The following is a 22,095-nucleotide window of genomic DNA, read 5'->3' as shown; positions in this document are numbered from 1 at the left end:
GGAGGACGGGGTCACGAGCAGGGAGGCGGCTCAGCCCTCGTTGTGGTAGGCGGTAACCCGCTCGACCTCGGTCCGCGAGCCCAGGACCACCGGCACCCGCTGGTGGATGTGCTCGGGCTTCATGGACAGGATCCGCTCCCGGCCGGTGGTGGAGGCGCCGCCGGCCTGTTCCACGATGAACGACATCGGGTTGGCCTCGTACATCAGGCGCAGCTTGCCGGCCTGGCCCTTGGCCATGGTCTTGGAGTCCAGGGGATACATGAAGATCCCGCCGCGGTTCAGGATGCGGTGGACCTCGGCGACCATGGAGGCCACCCAGCGCATGTTGAAGTCCTTGCCCAGCGGACCCTCCTTGCCCTGGAGGCACTCGTCGATGTACCGCTTCACCGGCGCCTCCCAGAAGCGCTGGTTGGACATGTTGATGGCGAACTCCTGGGTCTCCTCCGGGATGGTGACGTTCTCCTCGGTGAGGATGAACTCCCCGACGTTGGGGTCCAGGGTGAAGCGGTGCACGCCGTTACCGGTGGTCAGGACCATCTCGGTGGAGGGGCCGTAGAGGGCGTAGCCGGCGGCGACCTGGGTGGTGCCCTCCTGGAGGAAGTCATCGGCGGTGGGCTCCTCGATGCCTTCGGGGCAGCGCAGGATGGAGAAGATGGTGCCCACCGAGATGTTCACGTCGATGTTGGAGGAGCCGTCCAGCGGGTCGAACAGGAGCAGATACTTGCCGCGCGGGTACTCCTTGGGGAGGTTGTAGATGTCGTCCTCTTCCTCGGAGGCCATGGCGGCGACGTGGCCGCCCCACTGGTTGCGGGCGATCATGACCTCGTTGGAGAGGACGTCGAGCTTCTTCTGCTCCTCGCCCTGGACGTTCTCGGTCCCGGCGACGCCCAGGACATCCTCGGCCAGGCCGCCGTGGTTCACCCCGTTGGAGATGATCTTGCAGGCGGTGGCAATCTCGTTAAGGAGCCCCGTAAAGGCGCCGGTGGCCTCGACGTGCTGGTGCTCCTTCTCGATAATGAACTGCGTCAGCGTCGTTCCGATATGCATGTCGGTCCCCTTGCAGCGGAATGGGTGGTGCCCGGGCCGTGCGTCCGCCCGCCCGGGCCGGAAAAAGGCTGAACCCGGATTGTATCAGAGAGTTGCGGCGCCACCGATCCGGTGGTCGAACAGCCGCAGGGCCTGCGTGGACCGGCGCGGGCCCCAACGCCAACCTCCCAGGAGAACGAGATGCCCGCCAATGTCCTATACGGTCAGGCCGGTGGTGTCACCGCCGTGATCAACGCCTCCGCCCACGGGGTGATCCAGGGGGTTCGCCACCATCGCGACCATTTCGGGCGCATTTATGCCGCGCGGGAGGGCATCATCGGTGCCCTGCGGGAGGACCTGGTGGACCTGGAGCGGGAGGATGCCGCCTCCCTGGATGCCCTTCGCCACACCCCGGGAGGGGCATTCGGGGCCTGTCGGTACGACCTGGGGCCCCTGGAGAGCCACAAGCACCAGTACGAGCGGCTCATGGAGGTCTTTGCGGCCCACGATATCGGCTATTTCTTCTACAACGGTGGCGGTGGCTCCATGGTCACGGCGGAGAAGGTCCACGTGGCGGCGCAGCAGATGGGGTATCCGCTCACGGTGATGGGCATTCCCAAGACGATCGATAACGACCTGGCGGGGACGGATACCAGTCCGGGTTTCGGGTCGGCGGCGAAATACGTGGCCACCAGCGTGCGGGAGGCGGCCCTGGACGTCGCCTCCATGGCGGAGTCCTCCACCAAGGTCTTCATCATGGAGGTGATGGGTCGCCACGCGGGCTGGCTGGCAGCGGCCGGCGGCCTGGCTCAGGGGAGGCCGGATGATGCGCCCCAAATCGTGCTGTTTGCCGAACGCGCCTTTCATCGGCGGGCATTCATGGACCGCGTCCGGGAAATCGTGGAACGGGTCGGGTACTGCGTCGTCGTCGCCAGCGAAGGGCTTCGGGATGCCGATGGGCAGTTTCTCTCCGTGGCGGAGTCGAGCCACGTGGAGGACTGGATCCAGCTGGGCGGAGTCGCGCCGAATCTTGCGGAGATGGTACGGCGGGACCTGGACTTGAAGGTCCACTGGGCGTTGCCGGACTATCTGCAGCGGGCGGCGGCCCATATCGGCTCGGCTACCGATGTTGAACAGGCCGCCGCAGTGGGCGAGCGGGCGGTGGAGCTGGCGGTGGCCGGTGAGAACGGCCGGATGCCGGTGATACGCCGCGAATCGGATGAGCCGTATGAATGGTCCGTCGATTCGGTCGATCTTGCGCGCATCGCCGACGTGGAGACGACCGTTCCCGAGGCGTTTATCCGTGAGGATGGCTACCACATCACGGAGGCGGCCCGGCGGTATCTGGCACCCCTTATACGGGGTGAGGCGCGTCCGCCGTTCATTAACGGCCTGCCCGACTATGCCCGCCTGGGGATGTTCCCCGTGGAACGTCGCCTCCCGCCCTACGAACTCGACGAGCAGGTGGCGCCGCAGAAGGGCGGCAAGCCGGCCTAGGCGGGGTCGGATCCGGGCTCGTCCTCGCGATCCACGAGGTCGGGGCGATGGTCCTCCACCCAGATACGGGCCTCCTCATTGATGGCCTCCGCCTCCCGGTCCCGGGATGCCAACGGCGGGCCGATCCGGACGCGGATAGTGCCCGACCGCTTGAGGAAGGAGCCCTTGGGCCAGCACTGCCCCGCATCGTGGGCCACCGGCACTACCGGGTAGCCGCTGGAGGCCGCCAGCGCCGCGCCACCGATTCCCCACTTGCGCTGTTCCCCCGGCTTCAGTCGGGTTCCCTCCGGGAATACCACTACCCACCGGCCAGCGGCCAGTCGATCCCGGCCCTGGCGGATGATGCTGGCGATGGCCTTGCGGCCGCTACCCCGCTCGATGGCGATGGGCTCCAGGGCCTTGAGCCCCCAGCCGAAGAAGGGAATGGCCAGCAACTCCCGCTTGAGCACCCAGGTCTGGGGCCGAAAAAGGGACTGGAGGAAGATGGTCTCCCAGGTGGACTGGTGGTTGGCGAAGACCAGGCAGGGGGTGTCGGGGATGTTCTCGCGGCCCTCCACCTCCCAGCGGACGCCGCAGGTCCAGCGCAGCCAGTGGACCATGAGCCGCGACCAGAGGCTGATGAGGGCGAAGCGCCGCTCGAAGCGCGGCCGGATGACCAGCAGGATCACGGCCAGCAAGCCGAAGGGGATGGTGGTCAGCCACATCCCCAGGGCAAAGAGCGTCGAGCGCAGGACCACCAAGGGCCTACTCCTGAACCCGGGAGGGGTCGGCGACCTGGAGGAAGAGCCGGCGGAGTTCGGCCAGCAGGGCGAGGCGGTTAGCGCGCACGGCCTCGTCGTCGGCCATGACCATCACGTGGTCGAAGAAGCCATCCACCGCCTCGCGCAGCCCCGCCAGGGCATCCAGGGCACCGGCATAATCGCGCCACGCGGCCAGCCCGGCCACCTGTTCCCGCCGCTCTCCCAGGGCCGTGAAGAGGTCCCGTTCCGCCTCCTCGGTGAAGAGCGCCGGGTCGGGGAGAGCGAGGTCGTTGGCGTCGACCCCGGCCTTGCGCAGGATGTTGGCGATACGCTTGTTGGCACCCACCAGGGCCTCGGCCTCCTCCCGCTCCAGGAACGCCGCCATGGCGCGGACCCGGGCGTCGAAGTCCAGCGGCACCGGCAGGGCCACCGAACGCACGGCCTCGAAGGCGTCGTGGGTGACGCCCCGGTCCTGGTAGTAGACCCGGAGACGCTCCAGGATGAAGGCGATGGTCTCGCCCTCCGTGGCGGGATCGATGCCGTCCGCGCCCAGCTGTTCCCGGTAGGCGCCAGCGGCCCGGTCCACCAGGTCGCCGAGGTCGAGGTCCAGTTCGCCTTCGATGCAGATCCGGAGCACGCCCAGGGCGGCCCGGCGCAGACCGAAGGGGTCCTTGCTGCCGGTGGGGGGCTGGCCGATGCCGAAGAGCCCGGTGATGACATCGAGGCGGTCCGCCAGGGCGAGGGCACGGCCGGTGGTGGTCGCCGGGAGCTCGTCGCCGGCGAAGCGCGGGCGGTACTGCTCCTCCAGGGCGGCGGGGATGTCGTCCCCTTCGCCGTCATGGGCGGCGTAGTAACGGCCCATGGTGCCCTGCAGCTCGGGGAACTCGCCCACCATCTCGGTGAGCAGGTCGCACTTGGCCAGCTCCGCGGCCCGGCGGGCGTTATCCGGCTCGCCGCCGATGGCGGTCGCGATGTGGCCGGCCAGGGGCTGCAGGCGCCGGGTCCGGTCGAGCTGGGTGCCCAGGCGGTGTTCGAAGACGATACCCCCGAGGTGGGGCAGTCGGCCGGCAAGGGGGGTACGCCGGTCGTGGTCCCAGAAGAATTCGGTGTCCTCCAGGCGGGGCCGGATCACCCGTTCGTTGCCGGCACGGACCTCGTCGGGCTGCCGGCTGGCGATGTTGGCCACCGTCACGAAGGCGGGCAGCAGGGCGTCGTTGTCGTCGACCACCGGGAAGTACTTCTGGTGACCCTGCATGGAGGCCATCAGGGCCTCGTGGGGGATCGCCAGGAAACGCTCATCAAACGATCCCGCCAGGGCCACCGGCCATTCCACCATGGCCGTGACCTCCTCCAGTAGTGCCTCCTCGATCCAGGCGCGGCCGCCGGAGCTCCGGGCCTGCTCCTCGACCTGGGACCGGATCCGCTCCCGGCGGTCATCGAAATCGGCCACCACCCAGCCCTGGCTCTCCAGGGGGCCGGGGTAGCTCGCGGCATCCGGGATGGTCACCGGCTCCGGGTGGTGGAAGCGGTGGCCGCGGCTGTTCGCGTTGGCGTCGGCCTCCAGCAGGCGTGCGGGGACGACCTCGTTGCCGAGCAGGACGACTAGCCAGTGCACCGGCCGGACGAAGGCGGCCTCGGAGTCGCCCCAGCGCATGCGGCGGGGGATGGGCAGGCCCTCCACGGCGCGCTCCAGCGCCGCCGGGATCAGTTCGGCGGCCGGCCGGCCGGGCTCTGTGTGGCGGTACACCAGCCAGCTACCCTTGTCCGTCTCCATGCGTTCGAGGTCCGCGACGGCCACGCCGCAGGAGCCGGCGAAGCCGGTGGCGGCTTTCGTGGGATTGCCGTCGGCATCGAAGGCCGCATCCACCGCCGGCCCGCGGCGCTCCTGGGACTGATCGTCCTGGGCGCGGCGGACGTCGCGGATGCGGGCGGCCAGGCGGCGCGGGGCGGCGAAGATCTCCACCTCTCCCGGCTCCAGGCGCGCCTCGTCCAGCTCCCGGTGCAGCCCGTCGCCCAGGGCGCGGGCGAGCCGGCGCAGGGCCCCCGGGGGTAGCTCTTCGGTCCCGATCTCCACCAGCAGGTCGGCGCGTTCGCTCATGCCGCACCTCCCTTGCTGTCGTCGTCACAGCGGTCACCGTCACACAGGGGGAAGCCGGCGGCCTCGCGGGAGGCGTAGAAGGCCTCCGCCACGGCGCGGGAGAGGCCCCGTACCCGCAGGATGTAACGCTGGCGCTCGGTCACGGAGATGGCCTGGCGGGCATCCAGCAGGTTGAAGTTGTGGGAGGCGCGCAGGGCCTGTTCGTAGGCGGGCAGCGGCAGCCCCGCCTCCACCAGGCGCTGGCTCTCGCTCTCGCAGGTGTCGAAGGCCTCGAACAGCCGTTCCACGTTGGCCTCCTCAAAGTTGTAGTGGGACTGCTCCACCTCGTTCTGGTGGTAGACGTCGCCGTAACGGACCCGCCCTTGCGGGCCGTGGGTCCAGGTCAGGTCGTAGACGCTCTCCACGCCCTGGAGGTACATGGCGATCCGCTCCAGGCCGTAGGTGAGCTCTCCGGTCACCGGGCGGCACTCCAGGCCACCCACCTGCTGGAAATAGGTGAACTGGGTGACCTCCATGCCGTTCAGCCAGACCTCCCAGCCCAGGCCCCAGGCGCCTAGGGTGGGCGACTCCCAGTTGTCCTCGACGAAGCGGATGTCGTGGACCAGCGGGTCGATCCCCAGGGCGCGCAGGGAGCCGATGTAGAGCTCCTGGATCTCCAGGGGCGAGGGCTTCAGGACTACCTGGAACTGGTAGTAGTGCTGGAGCCGGTTGGGGTTCTCGCCGTAGCGGCCGTCGGTGGGCCGCCGGGAGGGCTGGACGTAGGCCGCCCGCCACGGCTCCGGGCCGATGGCGCGGAGGAAGGTGGCCGGATGGAAAGTGCCGGCCCCCATCTCCATGTCGTAGGGCTGCAGGACAACGCAGCCCTGCTCGGACCAGTAATCCTGGAGAGCCAGGATGAGGCCCTGGAAGGTGGTGGGATCGCGCTGCATGGGTCCCCGCTGGAAACCGTTGAATGGAGCCGGGATTATACCGCCCCGCCCGGGTGGCTGCGAACCGCGCTATGTTCCCGGGGGTTCGCGATAAAACCGCGCGCAGCCAGTGGTTTACAGGCACTGCATCGGCGCGGGCCCATACCGTGCCGACCGGCGGGGGGTTATAATGCGCCCATGAACGAGACAGCCGAAGCGATTACTCATGCCCCCGCGACTGCCGGCGGCCGCGCTCCGCGGGCCGTGGCGCTCATCTCCGGCGGCCTGGACTCCATGCTCGCGGTCCGCGTGCTCCAGGAGCAGGGCGTCCACGTCGAGGGGATCAACTTCTTCACGGGGTTCTGCGTGGAGGGCCATACCCACGCCATCCGCAACAAGGATCGGGATCGGCCCAAGCGTAACAATGCGCTCTGGGTGGCGGAGCAGCTGGGTATCAAGCTCCACATCGTCGATATCGCCGAGGAGTACAAGGACGTTGTCCTCAATCCGCGCCACGGCTACGGCAAGAATCTGAATCCCTGCCTCGACTGCAAGGGCTTCATGGTGGGCAAGGCGCGGGAGTGGATGGAGGCGAACGATTTCGACTTCATCGTCACCGGCGAGGTCATCGGCCAGCGTCCCATGTCCCAGCGCAAGGACACCATGCCCATCATCGCCGAGGAGTCCGGGGCGGACGATCGACTCCTGCGCCCCCTGTGTGCGCAGAACCTGCCGGCGACACTGCCGGAGCGCGAGGGCTGGGTGGACCGCGAGCAGCTGCACGGGATCACCGGCCGCTCCCGGAAGGAGCAGATGCGCCTGGCGGAGGGCTTCGGCCTCGATGATTATGCCTCGCCGGCCGGCGGCTGCTGCTTCCTCACCGACGAGAACTACTCCCGCCGGCTCAACGACCTCTGGCAGGGGCGGGGTGAGCGCGACTACGAGCTGGACGACATCATGCTGCTCAAGGTCGGCCGCCATGTGCGACCGAGCTCCTCGTTCAAGCTCCTGATCAGCCGGGACCAGGGGGAGGGCCAGTTCCTCCGCGGCTATCGCCGCAACCACGCCTGGCTGGAGACGGTGAGCCACGGCGGGCCGCTGGCTCTGGTGGACGGCGAGCCCACGGCGGAGGACTGGGAGCTCGCGGCCCGCCTGGTCGCCCGCTACAGTCAGGGGCGTACTGCCGAGGCGGTGGAGGTCGCCATCACCGACCGGAATGGTTCCACGTGGAACACCACCGTCGCCCCCATGGAACCGGGCTCCATCCCGGAGGAGTGGCTGCTGTGAGCGCCTACGAGCTGGACGCCACCGGGACCCTCTGCCCCGTCCCGGTGATCCGGGTGCAGGATCGCCTCGCCGAGCTGTCGCCGGGGGAGGTACTGACGGTCCACGCCAGCGATCCCGGGGCGACCCACGACATCCCGGCCTGGTGCCGAGTGCACGGGCACACTGTGCAAGAGTGCAAAGAGGATGACGGGGGCGTACGCGTGGTTATCGAGGTTGGCCATGGATGATCCCGCTGCTGCCGGTGACGCCCGTTACCGCGCCTCCCGCCGGGTAACCCTGGTTGGCGCTGCGGCCAATGGGGTTATGGCGGTAGGCAAGATCGCGGCCGGGGTGGCGGCCCATTCCCAGGCCCTGGTGGCAGACGGGATCCATTCCCTCTCCGACCTCTTTACCGATGCCCTGGTCCTGTTCGGCGCCCACCAGGGCAACCGCGCCGCCGATGCCGACCACCCCTATGGCCATGCCCGCTTCGAGACCGCCGTAACCCTGGCTCTTGGCGGTACCCTCATCGCGGTCGCCGCCGGGCTGGCCTGGGATGCCATCAGTCGCCTCTTCCAGCCCGAGGCCCTGTTCGTCCCGGGCCCGCTGGCACTCTGGGCGGCCGTGGGCTCCGTATTGATCAATGAGGGGCTCTATCAGTACACCGCCGTGGTGGCGCGCCGGGTCCGTTCTCCCATGCTGCGCGCCAATGCCTGGCACCATCGGAGTGATGCCGTCTCCTCCCTGGTAGTCATCGTCGGGGTGGCCGGGACCATGGCAGGCCTGGACTATCTCGACGCGGTAGCCGCCGTCATCGTTGGCGTCATGGTGGGGAAGGTCGGATGGGACCTGCTTCGGCGCTCCATGCGCGAACTGGTGGATACTGGACTGGAAGATGAACGGCTCGCCCTCATCCGGCGTACTATCCAGGAGGTGGACGGGGTGGAAGATCTCCATTTCCTGCGCACCCGGCGCATGGGCCCCGATGCCCTGGTCGATGTCCACGTCCTGGTGGCGCCGCGGATCAGCATCTCCGAGGGGCACCACATCGCGGAGCGGGTGGTTAACCACCTCAAGGAGGAGGTCGACGAGGTCAACGATGTCCTGGTCCATATCGATCCCGAGGACGACCAGACCAGTGCCCCCAGCGTCCATCTGCCGTCCCGGGCCGAACTCCTGCCGAGGCTGGAGGCTGCCTGGGCGGATACGCAGGCCGGTCCGGTGCGTACCGGCCTGACCTTCCATTACCTGGATGGCCGGATCGAACTGGAGCTGCGGTTGCCACGGAGCCTGCTGGCGGACGGCACCGATGCCGAAGCCCTGCGCAACGAGGTCGCGGTCGCCCTGGCCGAGCCCGTCCCCGAGGTGGGGAGTGTGCGGCTCACCTTCGAATAGGGCATCATGGAGCCAAGCCCCAAAGTGGTGCCCGATCATGGTGCATACGCACCGAATCAGTGCGGCCGAGACTCGCTTCATCCCCTCCTGCGTCGCCAAGCCCCTGATCGTCCGCGATCCGGTAGCTGGCACGGACCCTGCTTACTCCAGGGGCAGAGCGGGCCCTCCCGCCACCCAGATACCCCACTCGAGACACGATGAGGAGGCGCAATAGCCATGGCTGACCAGGCCCTCAAGATGATGCAGGACTACGGCGTGAAGTTTGTCGACCTGCGCTTCACCGATACCCTCGGCAAGGAGCAGCACGTGACCATGCCGGCCAGCGAGATCGAGGCCGACGACTTCTCCGAAGGCAAGATGTTCGACGGCTCCTCCATCCAGGGCTGGAAGGGGATCAACGAGTCGGACATGATCCTCATGCCCGACGCCAGCACCGCGGTGATGGATCCCTTTACCGACGAGCCCACCATGAACCTGCGCTGCGACATCGTGGAGCCCTCCACCATGCAGGGCTACGAGCGCGACCCGCGCTCCGTCGCCAAGCGCGCCGAGGCCTACATCCAGTCCACCGGCGTTGGCGACACCGCCCTGTTCGGCCCGGAGCCGGAGTTTTTCGTCCTGGATGACGTCCGCTGGGGCGTGGACATGTCCGGCGCCTTCTATCGCGTGGACTCCGAAGAGGCGGAGTGGAACTCCGAGACCGTCTTCTCCAGCGGCAACATCGGCCACCGCCCGAGCATCAAGGGCGGCTACTTCCCGGTCCCGCCGGTGGACTCCCTGCACAACCTGCGCGGTGCCATGTGCCTCGCCCTGGAGGAGATGGGCCAGAGTGTCGAGGTTCACCACCACGAGGTGGCCACCGCCGGCCAGTGCGAGATCGGCACCAAGTTCAACACCATGGTGAAGAAGGCCGACGAGACCCAGATCCTCAAGTACTGCGTCCACAACGTCGCCCACGCCTACGGCAAGACGGCCACCTTCATGCCGAAGCCCCTGGTGGGGGACAACGGCTCCGGGATGCACGTCCACATGTCCCTCATGAAGGACGGGGTCAACATCTTCTCCGGGAACGAGTACGCGGGCCTCTCCGAGAACGCCCTCTATTACATCGGCGGGGTCATCAAGCACGCCCGGGCGCTCAACGCCTTCACTAACGCCTCCACCAACAGCTACAAGCGGCTGGTGCCAGGCTTCGAGGCGCCGGTGATGCTCGCCTACTCGGCGCGCAACCGCTCCGCCTCCATCCGCATCCCCCACGTGGCCAATCCCAAGGGGCGCCGGGTCGAGGTCCGCTTCCCGGACCCCACCGCCAACCCCTATCTCTCCTTCGCGGCGCTGGCCATGGCGGGCATGGACGGGATCCTCAACAAGATCCACCCCGGCGATGCCATGGACAAGAACCTCTATGACCTCCCGCCGGAGGAGGCCGAGGACATCCCGACCGTTGCGACCTCCCTGGAGCAGGCGCTGGAGGCGCTGCAGAACGACAAGGACTTCCTGATGCAGGGCGGCGTCTTCACCGAGGACATGCTGCAGGGCTACATCGACCTGAAGATGGAAGAGGTCACCCGGCTGCGCATGTCCACCCACCCGGTGGAATTCGACATGTACTACAGCCTCTAGTGCTGTGAGCGGCGTCCCCCCGGTGGGGGGGCGCTCTCCCCGGGGTCGGCGAGGCCGGCCCCCGGGAGAGCGTGGAAAGGGGGGCCGGGAGTCCGGCCCATTCCTCTGCAAACGGCCAGTGGAAACGGCGCCCGGGAGGGAACCCGGGGGGAGAGGCAGGGATGGATATCAAGAGACCGAGGACTCTGGTGAGCATCGCCGCCCTGGCAGGGCTGGTGGTCTCGGCCGCCGCCACCGGCGGCGAGGTCGTGCTCCGGGAGCGTCCCGACGGCACGCAGGTAATCACCGATGCCCCCGGCACGGGCGGCAACCCGGACCAGGCCGGGGAGGAGAGGCCGGAATCGGCCGGCCCTGGCAGTGGGGGCTCGAGCGAGCCCGGATCGGACCGGGCCGGCCCGGACCTGACGTCGGGCCGCCCGCCTAGTGGCGGGACCGGGGGGTCACCGGCGGCGGTCCCGAACTACACGGTGGCCATCCGGAGCCCGGCCGCCGATGCCGTGATCTGGGCCGACGATGCCCGCCTGGCGGTGAGCGTGGCCGTGGAGCCGACGCTCGCCGCCGGGGACCGCCTCCGGGTCCGGCTCGGGGAGCACGCCCGGGCCACGGCCGACGGTTCCGGTGAGTTGGAGCTGTTCCCGGTCCACCGGGGTAGTTACCCCCTCCGGGCCGCGGTCGTCGATCCGGCGGGGAAGGTCCTCGCCGAGTCACCGCCCCGGACGATTCACGTGAAACAACACTCCCGGCTGCGTTCCGGGACGGCGGACTGACCGGCCTCCGGCCGGAGGAGGGGTCGTGACCACCACCGGCCAGCAGATCCTGGACAACCTCCATACCGCCGTCTGCCTCTTCGATGGCGACATGCGGCTGCTGCAGACCAACCCGGCGGGGGAGGCACTCCTGGGCGCCAGCGCCCCCCGGCTGGCCGGACGCTCCGCCACCAGCCTCTTCGGCTCGGAGCGCATCGTCACTGCCATGTACGCCGCCCTGGACAGTGGCCACCCCCACACCGAGCGGGAGTGCACCCTTCAGCCCGACGCCGAGCGGCGGGTCACGGCCGATATCACCGCCATCCCGCTCAGCGAGGGCGATGGCCCCCCGGAGCTGCTGGTGGAGATCGCCCAGGTGGACCGCCAGTTGCGGATCGCCCGGGAGGAGGGCCTCATCGCCCAGCAGGAGGCCACCCGGGCGCTGGTCCGCGGTCTGGCCCACGAGATCAAGAATCCCCTGGGCGGGTTGCGCGGGGCCGCCCAGCTCCTGGCGCGCGAGATCGAGGACCCCGACCTGCGGGAGTACACCGAGGTCATCACCCACGAGGCGGACCGCCTGCGGAACCTGGTGGATCGGATGCTGGGGCCCGACAACCTGCCCGCCCGGGAGCCGGTGAACATCCACGAGGTGACCGAGCGGGTCCGGACCCTGGTCGCCGCCGAGGCGCCCCCGGGGATCCGGCTGGTACGGGATTACGATCCCTCCCTGCCGGAGCTGGAGGGCGACCGCGACATGCTCATCCAGGCCGTGCTCAACATCACCCGGAATGCCGTGCAGGCGCTGGGGGAGGAGGGGACCATCAGCCTGCGCACGCGGGCCCAGCGCCAGTTCACCATCGGCCACCGCCGCCACCGCCTGGTCCTCTCCCTGGAGATCGTCGATGACGGGCCCGGCATCCCGCCGGAGATGCTCGACCGGATCTTCTATCCCATGGTGACCGGCCGTTCCGAGGGCAGTGGCCTGGGGCTCTCCATCGCCCAGTCCCTGGTCAATCGCCACGACGGGCTCATCGAATGTACCAGCCGGCCCGGGGAGACCCGGTTTACCCTGCTGCTACCGGTCCACGGAGGTGAATCCGGCCATGACTGACGCCCCGATCTGGGTCATCGACGACGACCGCTCCATCCGCTGGGTCCTGGAGCGGGCACTGCAGGGCGCCGGCTTCCGGGTGGAGGCCTTCACCGACGCCGACGGCATCCTGGACCGGCTGGCCGCCGCCACCGGCGAGGAGCGCCCGGCGGCCATCCTCACCGACATTCGCATGCCCGGCCTGGACGGCCTGGGCCTGCTCGGTCGGATCGGCGAGCGCTGGCCGAACCTGCCGGTGATCATCATGACCGCCCACTCCGACCTCGACTCCGCGGTCTCCGCCTACGAGGGCGGCGCCTTCGAGTACCTGCCCAAGCCCTTCGATGTGGATGAGGCGGTGGAGCTCGTCCAGCGCGCCGCCGCGGTCGGGGAAGAGAGCGCGGAGACCGGCGAGGTACCCGGGCCCCTGCCGGAGATCATCGGCGAGGCCCCGGCCATGCAGGAGGTCTATCGCGCCATCGGGCGGCTCTCGCGGTCCCACATCACGGTCCTTATCAACGGGGAATCGGGCACCGGGAAGGAGCTCGTGGCGCACGCCCTGCATCGCCACAGCCCGCGGGCGGACCACCCCTTCATCGCCCTGAACATGGCCGCCATCCCCCGGGACCTGCTGGAGTCCGAACTCTTCGGCCACGAACGGGGCGCCTTCACCGGTGCCCAGTCCGCCCGGGCCGGGCGCTTCGAGCAGGCCGACGGCGGCACCCTCTTCCTGGACGAGATCGGCGACATGCCGTCGGAGTTGCAGACCCGCCTTCTGCGCGTGCTGGCCGACGGCGAGTTCTACCGGGTGGGTGGGCGCGACCCGCGCCGGGTGGATGTCCGGATCATCGCCGCGACCCACCAGAATCTGGAACAGCTGGTGGCCGAGGGCCGCTTCCGGGAGGACCTCTTCCACCGCCTCAACGTCATCCGCGTGCATCTGCCGAGCCTGCGGGAGCGCCGGGAGGACATCCCGTTGCTGGTCCGCCACTTCCTGGACCGGGCCGCCGCGGAGCTGGAGGTGGAGCCCAAGCGCGCCGCCCCGGAGACCGAGGCCTGGCTGGCGGGGCTACCCTGGCCCGGCAATGTACGCCAGCTGGAGAATACCTGCCGCTGGCTCACGGTGATGTCCCCGGGGCAGGTGATCCAGGTAGAGGATCTCCCCCGGGAGCTGCGGCAGGAGTCCCCCGCCGCGACCACGGCCGAGGACGGCGCGGAGTGGACGGAGCGCCTGGCGAGCTGGGCCGCGCAGCGGCTCTCCCGGGGTGACGAGGGCATCCTCACCGAGGCCGAGGCGGACCTGGAACGGGTCCTGATCCGGGCGGCACTCGCCCACACCGCCGGTCGCCGCCAGGAGGCGGCGCGTCTCCTGGGCTGGGGGCGCAACACCCTGACCCGGAAGATCCGGGACCTGGGCATGACCGAGGCCGATACGGACTGAGGCCGGCGTGTTTCACGTGATACTCCATACGCCGGAGATCCCGCCCAATACCGGGAACGTCATCCGGCTCTGCGCCAATACGGGCTCGACCCTCCACCTGGTGGAGCCCCTGGGCTTCGCCGTGGACGACGCCCGCCTGCGCCGGGCGGGGCTGGACTACCATGAGCGCACGGCGGTGCAGGTCCACCCCGACTGGGCGCACTGCCGGGCTGCCCTGGGTGGGGCCCGCCTCTTTGCCTACTCCAAACGGGGTGAACACTGGCATACCGAGGCGGCCCTGGAGCCGGGGGATGCGCTGCTGTTCGGTTGCGAGACCGCCGGACTGCCGCCGGCGCTGCTGGAGAGCCTGCCGCCGGAGCGGCGGCTGCGCCTGCCCATGGTCCCGGGCAACCGCAGCCTCAATCTGGGGAATTCGGTGGCGGTGGCCGTCTACGAGGGCTGGCGCCAGAACGGCTTCGCCGGCGGGGCCTGACGCCCCGGCTCAGGATTCCGGCTTGGGCTCCCGGGCCAGGAGCTGCTCCACCGCCTCCCGCGGCGGCACCCCCTCGAACAGCACCCGGTAGACCTGCTCGGTGATCGGCATCTCCACTCCGGCCTCGTGGGCCCGGGCGAGCACGGCCCGCGTCGTGGGCTCTCCCTCCACCACCTGCCCGATGGCGGACCGGGCCTCGTCCGCCGAGCCGCCCCGGCCCAGGGCGAGCCCGAAGCGTCGATTGCGCGACTGGTCGTCGGTACAGGTGAGGACCAGGTCACCCATGCCGGCCAGGCCGGTGAAGGTTTCCGCCCGGCCGCCCAGGGCCATCCCGAGCCGCGTGGTCTCGGCCAGGCCCCGGGTGATGAGCGCCGCCCGGGTGTTCGCCCCCAGTCCCAGGCCATCCGCGATGCCGGTGGCGATGGCCAGGATGTTCTTCACTGCACCGCCCAGCTCCACCCCGATGAGGTCGTCGCTGGTATAGGCGCGGAAGGCGTCGTGGTGGAGTCGTTCCACCCAGGCCCCGGCCAGGTCGGGATCATTGGCTGCCACCGTCACGGCGGTGGGCCGGCCCGCCCCCACCTCGGCGGCGAAGGTCGGCCCGGAGATCACGGCCATGGAGACCCCGCCCAGGGATTCGGCCGCCTCCTCGTGGAGGAGCCGGCGGCTGTCCGGATCCAGCCCCTTGGTGGCCCAGGCCAGCGGACTCCCCGCCGGCAGGAAGGGGTGGAGGTCCGCCACCGTCCGCGAGAAGGCGTGGCTGGGCACCGCCACGAGTACCCCGGCGCTATCGACGACGGCCGATGCCAGGGAGTCCGTGACCTCCAGGCCATCCGGGAAGGGGATCCCGGGGAGGTAGCCGAGGTTTTCCCGGTCCCGGGCCAGGCGCGCCACCGCCTCGGGGCGGTGGCCCCGGAGCCGTACCGGGTGGCCACCCCGCGCCAGGTGGATGGCCAGGGCGGTACCCCAGGAGCCGGCCCCGATGACCGCCAGGGGCGCGTTCATCGCCGTCATCCGTTGGACTCACCCTCGGCGCGGTTGCGCTGCTGCTCGTAGAGGGCCTCGAAGTTCACCGGCGCCAGCAGGAACTGGGGGAAGCCCGCGCGGGTGACCAGGTCGGAGATGACCTCGCGCACGTAGGGGAAGAGGAGGTTGGGGCAGTAGCTCCCCAGCAGGCGGTCCAGCGCGCCCTCGGAGGCCCCCTCGATACTGAACAGCCCGGCCTGCTCCACCTCGATGAGGAAGGCGGTGGTCTCTTCGCGAGTGGCATTGACGGTGACGCGCACGGTCACCTCGTAGAGCGGCTCCTCGCCGACCTGGCGACCGCGGCTGGAGAGGTCGACGTTCACCTCCGGCTGCCAGCTCTCGCGGAAGACCTCCGGCGTGTTGGGGCTCTCCACCGAGGCGTCCTTGAGGTAGATGCGCTGGAGGGTGAGCTGGATGCCGTTACCGGCATCGGTCTGGTTCTCGGCCATGCTGTGTTCCGTCCGGGCTGTTGAATGGGGGGCCATTCTAGCCCAGGCGGGCGGCCCGGGGCAGCCGCCCGCAACCGCGTAGCGGTGGCTATTGCTCCAGCCGCGGATCCAGCTCGTTGCGTCGCTCCAGGTCGTGGAGCTCGTCGCAACCGCCGATGTGTTCGCCATCGATGAAGATCTGCGGCACCGAGGTGGCGCCACCGGCGCGCTCCACCATCTCGGAACGGCGCTGCGGCTCCGCATCCACGCGGATATCGTCGTATTCGACGCCCTTTTTCTTCAGCAGGTGGCGGGCGCGAACGCAGAAGGGACACATGCGCGTCCCGTACATCTCGACATGGGCCATGGTCTACCCCTTCTTCTTGCGATCCTTCCCGCGCGCCAGCGGCAGGCCCGCCTGCTGCCACGCAGTGATGCCGCCCTGGAGATTGTGGACGGCGGAAAAGCCCTGCTTGCGCAGCTTGCCGCAGGCCTGGGCCGATCGTGATCCGGAGCGGCAGTAGCAGATGATCGGTGTCTCCCGGTCCTCGCCCAGCTCGGAGAGCCGGTCATCGAGCTGCCCCAGCGGGATGGTGATGGCCCCCCGCAGGGTGCCGCCCTTGACCTCGGAGGGCTCGCGCACGTCCAGGATCCGGGCATCCTCGTGGTTGATGAGCCGGGTGGCCTCCTGGGGGCTGACGCTGCCGGAGCTGCCGCCCATGGTCTGATGGAGGAGCAGCCCCAGGATCACCACCAGGGCCGCGAAGAGCATCCAGTTCTCGTAGAGGAAGGTGCCGAACTCCGCCATGCCCTAGAACCCCGACTGGCTCGGCAGGCCGGCCTTCTTGAGCATCTTGTCCAGCGGACAGAAGCGGGTGAAGCCGCTCTGAAAGAGGTTCAGCCCCACGAAGGCGGTGAGCCACAGCCAGTGGACGCTGTGGAAGATCGGGCTGCCCGATGCCCCCAGGCCCACGGAGAGGAGGATGACGAGCCCGGCGAAGATGCGGACGACGCGTTCGGTGTTCATGGGAGACCCTCCCGGGTTTGTATTTCAGCGTTCGCTAATATACCGCACCGCCTACATGGTGCAGAAGACCTCGCGCATCATCCCGATGAGCCGGAGGGTGCGCGGATCCCCGACGCGGTAATAGACGCGGTTGGCATCCTTGCGCGCGGAGAGGATCCCCTTGTCCCGCAGGATGGCCAGGTGCTGGGAGATGTTGCTCTGGGAGGTCCCCACGTGCTCCACGATCTCCTGGACACTGACCTCGCTGCTGCCGAGGGTGCAGAGGATCTTCAACCGCAGCGGGTGGGACATCGCCTTGAGCGAACGGGCGGCGCGGTCGATGTCCTCGTCCCCGGTGATCAGGATGTCATCCTGGTCGCCGGGGGTCTCGTCTTCCGGATCGGAGAGATTCTGTTGGTTCATGCTCCAGCCTCGCGACTTGTTATATCGGCCGTAATCGGGAACGGCTGCCTTTATAATCGAAACACTATACAATAATGGCCGCCATGTAACGCCCCCCCCCGACGGGGCCGATCCACCGACGACGAATGCGGGTACGTCTATGCCAGCGAGACCACGCCCCCTGGTGCTGACCATCCTCGACGGCTGGGGTTATCGCGAAGAGCCGGCCGACAACGCCATTGCGGCGGCACGTACCCCCAACTGGGATCGCCTCTGGGGCGGTTTCCCCCACACCCTGATCCGCGGCTCCGGCGCCGAGGTCGGCCTGCCGGCGGACCAGATGGGGAACTCCGAGGTGGGCCACCTCAACCTCGGTGCCGGCCGCGTGGTCTACCAGGAATACACCCGGGTCTCCCGTGCCATCGAGACCGGCTCCTTCTTCGAGAACCACACCCTGGTGGAGCCGGTGGAACAGGCCGCGGCCAACGGCAGGGCCGTGCACATTCTCGGCCTGCTCTCCCCCGGTGGGGTCCACTCCCACGAGGACCATATCCACGCCATGATCCGGCTGGCCGTGGACCATGGCGCCCGGGTCTACGTCCACGCCTTCACCGACGGCCGGGATACCGCCCCGCGCAGTGCCATCGAATCCATCGACCGACTCCAGGCCCGCCTGGACGAGTACGGCGGCGGTCGCGTGGCCAGTATCATCGGCCGCTACTACCCCATGGATCGCGACCACCGCTGGTCCCGGGTGAAGACCGCCTACGACGTCATCGTGGATGGCCGGGCCGACTATACCGCCACGGATCCGCGCGCCGGGATCGAGGCCGCCTACGAGCGCGGCGAATCGGACGAGTTCATCAGCGCCATGGCCATCCCCGAGGCCGACGGCCAGCCGGTACGCATCGAGGATGGCGATGCCGTCATCTTCATGAATTACCGCTCCGATCGCGCCCGCCAGATCACCCGCGCCTTCGTGGAGCCCGGTTTCGACGGCTTCGAGCGCGACCGGGTGCCGCATCCGGCCGCCTTCGTGACCCTGACCGAGTACAGCGCCGATTTCGACGTCCCGGTAGCCTTTCCGCCCCACCGCCTGCACAACGGCTTCGGCGAATACGTCGCCGGCCTCGGACTGCGCCAGCTCCGCATCGCCGAGACGGAGAAGTACGCCCACGTGACCTTCTTCTTCAACGGCGGCGTGGAGGAGCCCTACGAGGGGGAGGAACGGATCCTGGTCCCGTCGCCCTCGGTGGCCACCTACGACGAGCAGCCGGCGATGAACGCCCCGGAGGTGACCCGGCAGCTCATCAACGCCGTGGAGAGCGGGGATTACGACGTCCTCATCTGCAACTTCGCCAACCCCGACATGGTCGGCCACTCCGGCGACTTCGCCGCTACTGTCGCCGCCATCGAGGCGCTGGACGGCTGCCTCGGCCAGCTGGAGACCGCCGTGCGCGGCGTCGGCGGCGAGATGCTGGTCACCGCCGACCATGGCAATGCCGAGGTCATGCGCAATCCCGAGACCGGCCAGGCCCACACCGCCCATACCTCCAACCCGGTCCCCTTCATCTACGTCGGACCGCGCCCGGTCACCATGGAGAGCGGGGGTGCCCTCTCCGATGTCGCCCCGACCATGCTCACACTCATGGGCCTGGCGCAGCCCGAGGAGATGACCGGCCGACCGTTGGTGAGCCTGGCCGAAGAGGCGGGCTGACACCCGGTGCGCTGGGCACTCGCCGGCCTTGCCCTGGTCGCCTTCCCGGCCCTGGCGGGGGAAGACCTCTCCCGGGAGGATCTGGAGGCGCTGCGGGAGCGCATCGAGACCGCCCGGGAGCGGGCCGAGGCCGTGGCCGGCCGCAAGGAGGCCGCGGAATCGGATCTGGTCGAGGCCGAACGCGCCCTGACCGAGGCCGCCCGCGAACTCAACCGCACCGCTACCGCCCTGAGAGAGACCCGCGACCGCCTGGGCGCCCTGCGCGCCCGCCGTGACGCCATTCGCGCCGACCTCGACGACGAACGCACCGCCCTGGCCACCGAGGTCCGCACCCTCTACATGGCCGGGGGCGATTCGGCCCTGCGGCTCCTGCTCAGCCAGGGCGATCCCCGCGCCGTCGGCCGCACTCTGGTCTGGGGGGACTACCTCGCCCGGGCCCGCCAGTCCCGCATCGGCGCCTACGGGGAGAGTCTGGCCGAGCTGGACGACCTGGCCCAGCGCATTGCCGACCGGGAGCAGGAGCTGAAACGTCGACAGGCCGATGTCCGGAAGCGGCGGGACGCCCTTGCCGCCCGGCAGGCGGAGTATCGCCGTACGGTGGCGCGCCTGAACGACCGGCTGACGAGCCGGAGGGACGAGGTCGCCGCGCTGGAGGACCGCGAGGAGCGCCTGGAGGAGCTGCTGGGCCAGCTCGATGACCCCGAACGCCCCGGCGAAACCCGGGACCTGGGCCCCCTGCGGGGCGATCTTCCCTGGCCGGCGCGCGGCCCCTTGCGGGCCGCTTTCGGCTCCGAGCGCCAGTCGGGGCTGACCTGGAAGGGGATCTTCATCGCCCGGGACGCCGGGGCCGAGGTGGGGGCCATCGCCCCCGGCCGGGTGGTCTTCGCCGACTGGATGCGCGGTTACGGCCAGCTCCTCATCCTCGACCACGGCCACGGTTTCATGAGCCTCTACGGCCACAATCGGGCCCTGCTGGTGGGCCTGGGCGACTGGGTGGAGACCGGCGAGACCCTGGCCCGGATCGGGGAGAGCGGCCCCTACGAGGAGAGCGGCCTCTATTTCGAGCTGCGGCGGGAGGGGCGCCCCCGGGATCCCATCGCCTGGCTGGGGCCGCGCTGACCGCCGTTGCCTCCCGCGGTAGCCGGGGCGGGAACCATCCTGTACCCTTGTTACCCAAAGGATCTGCGTATCGCGATTGCGGAAAAAGAGCCCCATGGCCGCGAAAAAGACTTCACTCATATTGAGCCTCGGCGTTGCCGTCGGCATTGCCATCAGCCTCGGCCACGGCGTCCTCGCCCAGCGAGGCCCGGTCCAGGCGGTTAGCGAGGACTCGCAACTACCCCTGGAGCAGCTCCGGACCTTCTCCGAGGTCTTCGCCCGGGTAAAGGGCAGCTACGTGGAAGAGGTCGGTGACGACGAGCTGCTGGAGAACGCCGTCCGCGGCATGCTCTCCGGGCTCGATCCGCACTCCGCCTACTTGGACGCCGATGACTTCCAGAAGCTCCAGGAGGGGACCCAGGGCGAATTCGGTGGCCTGGGCATCGAGGTCACCATGGAGGATGGCCTGGTCAAGGTCATCGCCCCCATCGACGACACCCCGGCCGAGCGGGCCGGGGTCCGCGCCGGCGACCTCATCGTCCGTATCGACTCCGCGCCGGTGAAGGAGATGAATCTGGGCGAGGCCGTGGAGAAGATGCGCGGCGAGCCGGGGAGCGAGATCGAGCTCACCATCCTCCGCGAGGGGCGCGACCAGCCGCTGGAGATCACCATCGAGCGGGCCATCATCCAGGTGGACAGCGTCAAGTCGCGGCTGCTGGAGGAGGGCTACGGCTACGTCCGGATCTCCAACTTCCAGTCGCGCACCGGCGAGGACGTCGTCAACGCCGTGGAATCCCTGCGCGAGGAGAACGAGGGGGCGCTGGACGGCCTGGTCCTGGACCTGCGCAACAACCCGGGCGGTGTCCTCAATGCCGCCGTGGACGTCTCCGACGCCTTTCTGAACGAGGGCCGGATCGTCTATACCAAGGGCCGGGTGGAGGATGCCCAGATGAGTTTCTCCGCCGAAGAGGGCGATGTCCTCGAAGGGGCCCCCATGGTGATCCTGACCAACGGCGGTTCCGCCTCCGCCTCGGAGATCGTGGCCGGCGCCCTCCAGGACCATCGCCGCGCCCTGATCATGGGGCAGCAGACCTTCGGCAAGGGTTCGGTCCAGACCGTCCTTCCCCTGGGCGGCTCCACGGCGGTGAAGCTCACTACCGCGCGCTACTACACTCCCGACGGCCGCTCCATCCAGGCCGAGGGCATCAAGCCCGACGTGAGCCTGGAGAACCTGCGCCTGACCACGGCCGAGGAGCGCGGCCGCCGCCTGCGTGAGGCCGACCTGGCCGGCCACCTGCAGAACGGCAGCAAGCCCGAGGAAGGCGGGGCCGAGGAAGGCGGGGCCGAGGAAGGCAACGGCGGCGAGGAAGCGAGCGCGGCCGAGGAGCCGGAAGGCGATCGCGACTACGCCATCTTCGAGGCCCTGAATCTGCTCAAGGGCGTCCGGCTGCTTCAGGGCGGGAACTGATCCGCCCGGCTCGGGCCCCACCATCGGACGACCACGCACTGCGAGGGAGGTAGGGCATGAGTAGCGTCCTCGTTCCCCTGGCCGAGGGCTTCGAAGAGCTCGAGGCCATCACCATCGTCGACATCCTCCGCCGCGGCCAGGTGGAGGTGACCACCGCGGGCGTCGAGCCCGGGCCGGTCACCGCCAGCCGCGGCAGCATCATCATCCCCGACGCCGAACTGGACGAGGTCCTGGAGTCGACCTTCGACCTCATCGCCCTGCCCGGCGGCCTGCCGGGCGCCGACCACCTGCGCGATGACGACCGGGTCCAGCGCCTCCTGCGCGACCAGGCCGCGGCGGGCCGCCCCGTGGCCGCCATCTGCGCCGGTCCCAAGGCGCTCGCCGCCGCCGGCCTCCTGGCGGGGCGGCGGGTAACCAGCTTCCCCGGCGCCCTGGACGGCGTGGACCAGCCCGGCCTGGAATACGTCGAGTACCCCGTGGTGGCCGATGGCCCGGTGACCGGGGTCGACGGCACCGGCCCGGTGATCACCTCCCGCGGCCCGGGCACCGCCATGGACTTCGCCCTCACCCTGCTGGAACTACTCGAGGGCCGGGACGTCCGCGAGCGCGTGGAGGCCGCCCTCCAGCGGCCCTGAGCGGCGGCCTCCG

23 protein-coding genes are annotated in these 22,095 nt (G+C 69.4%); 13 read left to right on the top strand and 10 right to left on the bottom strand.

All coding sequences use genetic code 11. The features are described from left to right. Nucleotides 1-30 precede the first annotated feature (30 nt). The gene (locus BM272_RS07030; RefSeq protein WP_093428066.1) at nt 31-1,047 is read right to left on the bottom strand and encodes a class 1 fructose-bisphosphatase; all 1,017 of its coding nucleotides are present in this window, start codon (nt 1,045-1,047) and stop codon (nt 31-33) included. A gap of 180 nt (nt 1,048-1,227) precedes the next feature. Here BM272_RS07030 and BM272_RS07025 point away from each other — a divergent pair, with 180 nt between their 5' ends. Then, nucleotides 1,228-2,523: a 6-phosphofructokinase gene (locus tag BM272_RS07025; protein ID WP_093428065.1), complete on the top strand. Its 1,296-nt coding sequence runs from the start codon at nt 1,228-1,230 to the stop codon at nt 2,521-2,523. Here the strand turns inward: BM272_RS07025 and BM272_RS07020 are convergent. Genes BM272_RS07020 through glyQ form a run of 3 tightly spaced genes read right to left on the bottom strand, consistent with a single transcriptional unit; the run spans nt 2,520 to nt 6,290 of the window. Continuing rightward, nucleotides 2,520-3,260, bottom strand: coding sequence for a lysophospholipid acyltransferase family protein (locus tag BM272_RS07020; RefSeq protein ID WP_240308061.1), 741 nt, complete (start codon nt 3,258-3,260; stop codon nt 2,520-2,522). The two genes, BM272_RS07025 and BM272_RS07020, sit on opposite strands and share 4 nt — an antisense overlap. A gap of 7 nt (nt 3,261-3,267) precedes the next feature. Continuing rightward, nucleotides 3,268-5,361 (bottom strand): glycine--tRNA ligase subunit beta, encoded by a 2,094-nt coding sequence (gene glyS, locus BM272_RS07015; protein ID WP_093428063.1) that lies wholly within the window; start codon nt 5,359-5,361, stop codon nt 3,268-3,270. Then, the gene (gene glyQ / locus BM272_RS07010; RefSeq protein ID WP_093428062.1) at nt 5,358-6,290 is read right to left on the bottom strand and encodes a glycine--tRNA ligase subunit alpha; all 933 of its coding nucleotides are present in this window, start codon (nt 6,288-6,290) and stop codon (nt 5,358-5,360) included. Before glyQ ends, glyS begins: the two co-directional genes overlap by 4 nt. Nucleotides 6,291-6,467: 177 nt before the next feature. Between glyQ and BM272_RS07005 the strand changes: the two genes are divergently transcribed. From BM272_RS07005 to BM272_RS06970, 8 genes are all read left to right on the top strand, one after another. Next, a complete protein-coding gene (locus BM272_RS07005) occupies nt 6,468-7,556 on the top strand; it encodes a tRNA (5-methylaminomethyl-2-thiouridylate)-methyltransferase (RefSeq protein WP_093428061.1) in 1,089 nt (362 codons plus the stop codon). Beyond that, nucleotides 7,553-7,783 carry a sulfurtransferase TusA family protein gene (locus BM272_RS07000; RefSeq protein WP_093428060.1) on the top strand — a complete coding sequence of 77 codons (231 nt, stop codon included), beginning with the start codon at nt 7,553-7,555 and terminating at the stop codon, nt 7,781-7,783. Before BM272_RS07005 ends, BM272_RS07000 begins: the two co-directional genes overlap by 4 nt. Beyond that, nucleotides 7,776-8,930, top strand: coding sequence for a cation diffusion facilitator family transporter (locus BM272_RS06995; protein WP_093428059.1), 1,155 nt, complete (start codon nt 7,776-7,778; stop codon nt 8,928-8,930). The genes BM272_RS07000 and BM272_RS06995 overlap by 8 nt, the downstream gene beginning before the upstream one ends. Nucleotides 8,931-9,146: 216 nt before the next feature. Continuing rightward, complete coding sequence (gene glnA / locus BM272_RS06990; protein WP_093428058.1) at nt 9,147-10,553, top strand: glutamate--ammonia ligase; 1,407 nt, start codon at nt 9,147-9,149, stop codon at nt 10,551-10,553. 161 nt (nt 10,554-10,714) lie between these two features. Beyond that, nucleotides 10,715-11,320 (top strand): hypothetical protein, encoded by a 606-nt coding sequence (locus BM272_RS06985; RefSeq protein WP_093428057.1) that lies wholly within the window; start codon nt 10,715-10,717, stop codon nt 11,318-11,320. A gap of 25 nt (nt 11,321-11,345) precedes the next feature. Then, nucleotides 11,346-12,410 carry a nitrogen regulation protein NR(II) gene (gene glnL / locus BM272_RS06980; RefSeq protein ID WP_093428056.1) on the top strand — a complete coding sequence of 355 codons (1,065 nt, stop codon included), beginning with the start codon at nt 11,346-11,348 and terminating at the stop codon, nt 12,408-12,410. Then, entirely contained in the window at nt 12,403-13,830 is a 1,428-nt protein-coding gene (gene ntrC, locus BM272_RS06975; protein WP_093428055.1) for a nitrogen regulation protein NR(I), read from the top strand. The genes glnL and ntrC overlap by 8 nt, the downstream gene beginning before the upstream one ends. 7 nt (nt 13,831-13,837) lie before the next feature. Then, the gene (locus tag BM272_RS06970) at nt 13,838-14,302 is read left to right on the top strand and encodes a tRNA (cytidine(34)-2'-O)-methyltransferase (protein WP_093428054.1); all 465 of its coding nucleotides are present in this window, start codon (nt 13,838-13,840) and stop codon (nt 14,300-14,302) included. A gap of 9 nt (nt 14,303-14,311) precedes the next feature. Here the strand turns inward: BM272_RS06970 and BM272_RS06965 are convergent, their stop codons facing one another. The 6 genes from BM272_RS06965 to BM272_RS06940 all read right to left on the bottom strand — a co-directional run bounded on the left by BM272_RS06965 (nt 14,312) and on the right by BM272_RS06940 (nt 17,185). Beyond that, entirely contained in the window at nt 14,312-15,307 is a 996-nt protein-coding gene (locus tag BM272_RS06965; RefSeq protein WP_093428053.1) for an NAD(P)H-dependent glycerol-3-phosphate dehydrogenase, read from the bottom strand. A gap of 5 nt (nt 15,308-15,312) precedes the next feature. After that, complete coding sequence (gene secB, locus BM272_RS06960; RefSeq protein ID WP_093428052.1) at nt 15,313-15,777, bottom strand: protein-export chaperone SecB; 465 nt, start codon at nt 15,775-15,777, stop codon at nt 15,313-15,315. Nucleotides 15,778-15,865: 88 nt separating this feature from the next. Continuing rightward, nucleotides 15,866-16,123 carry a glutaredoxin 3 gene (gene grxC / locus BM272_RS06955; protein WP_093428051.1) on the bottom strand — a complete coding sequence of 86 codons (258 nt, stop codon included), beginning with the start codon at nt 16,121-16,123 and terminating at the stop codon, nt 15,866-15,868. A gap of 3 nt (nt 16,124-16,126) precedes the next feature. After that, nucleotides 16,127-16,564: a rhodanese-like domain-containing protein gene (locus BM272_RS06950; protein WP_093428050.1), complete on the bottom strand. Its 438-nt coding sequence runs from the start codon at nt 16,562-16,564 to the stop codon at nt 16,127-16,129. Nucleotides 16,565-16,567: 3 nt separating this feature from the next. After that, a complete protein-coding gene (locus BM272_RS06945; protein WP_093428049.1) occupies nt 16,568-16,783 on the bottom strand; it encodes a YgaP family membrane protein in 216 nt (71 codons plus the stop codon). Between the two features lie 51 nt (nt 16,784-16,834). Further along, the gene (locus BM272_RS06940; RefSeq protein WP_093428048.1) at nt 16,835-17,185 is read right to left on the bottom strand and encodes an ArsR/SmtB family transcription factor; all 351 of its coding nucleotides are present in this window, start codon (nt 17,183-17,185) and stop codon (nt 16,835-16,837) included. A 139-nt stretch (nt 17,186-17,324) separates the two neighbouring features. Between BM272_RS06940 and gpmI the strand changes: the two genes are divergently transcribed. The 4 genes from gpmI (at nt 17,325) to BM272_RS06920 (ending at nt 22,082) form a co-directional block, all read left to right on the top strand. Next, nucleotides 17,325-18,881: a 2,3-bisphosphoglycerate-independent phosphoglycerate mutase gene (gpmI, locus tag BM272_RS06935; RefSeq protein WP_093428047.1), complete on the top strand. Its 1,557-nt coding sequence runs from the start codon at nt 17,325-17,327 to the stop codon at nt 18,879-18,881. Between the two features lie 6 nt (nt 18,882-18,887). Next, the gene (locus BM272_RS06930; protein ID WP_093428046.1) at nt 18,888-20,000 is read left to right on the top strand and encodes a murein hydrolase activator EnvC family protein; all 1,113 of its coding nucleotides are present in this window, start codon (nt 18,888-18,890) and stop codon (nt 19,998-20,000) included. A gap of 94 nt (nt 20,001-20,094) precedes the next feature. Continuing rightward, entirely contained in the window at nt 20,095-21,447 is a 1,353-nt protein-coding gene (locus BM272_RS06925; protein WP_093428045.1) for a S41 family peptidase, read from the top strand. A 56-nt stretch (nt 21,448-21,503) separates the two neighbouring features. Next, nucleotides 21,504-22,082 carry a DJ-1 family glyoxalase III gene (locus BM272_RS06920; RefSeq protein ID WP_093428044.1) on the top strand — a complete coding sequence of 193 codons (579 nt, stop codon included), beginning with the start codon at nt 21,504-21,506 and terminating at the stop codon, nt 22,080-22,082. Nucleotides 22,083-22,095 lie beyond the last annotated feature (13 nt).

Origin of the sequence: Thiohalospira halophila DSM 15071, assembly GCF_900112605.1 — a bacterium.
Lineage (GTDB): Bacteria > Pseudomonadota > Gammaproteobacteria > Thiohalospirales > Thiohalospiraceae > Thiohalospira > Thiohalospira halophila.
The sequence above is the reverse complement of the archived record's forward strand: the minus strand, read 5'-3'. Positions and strand labels throughout refer to the sequence as shown.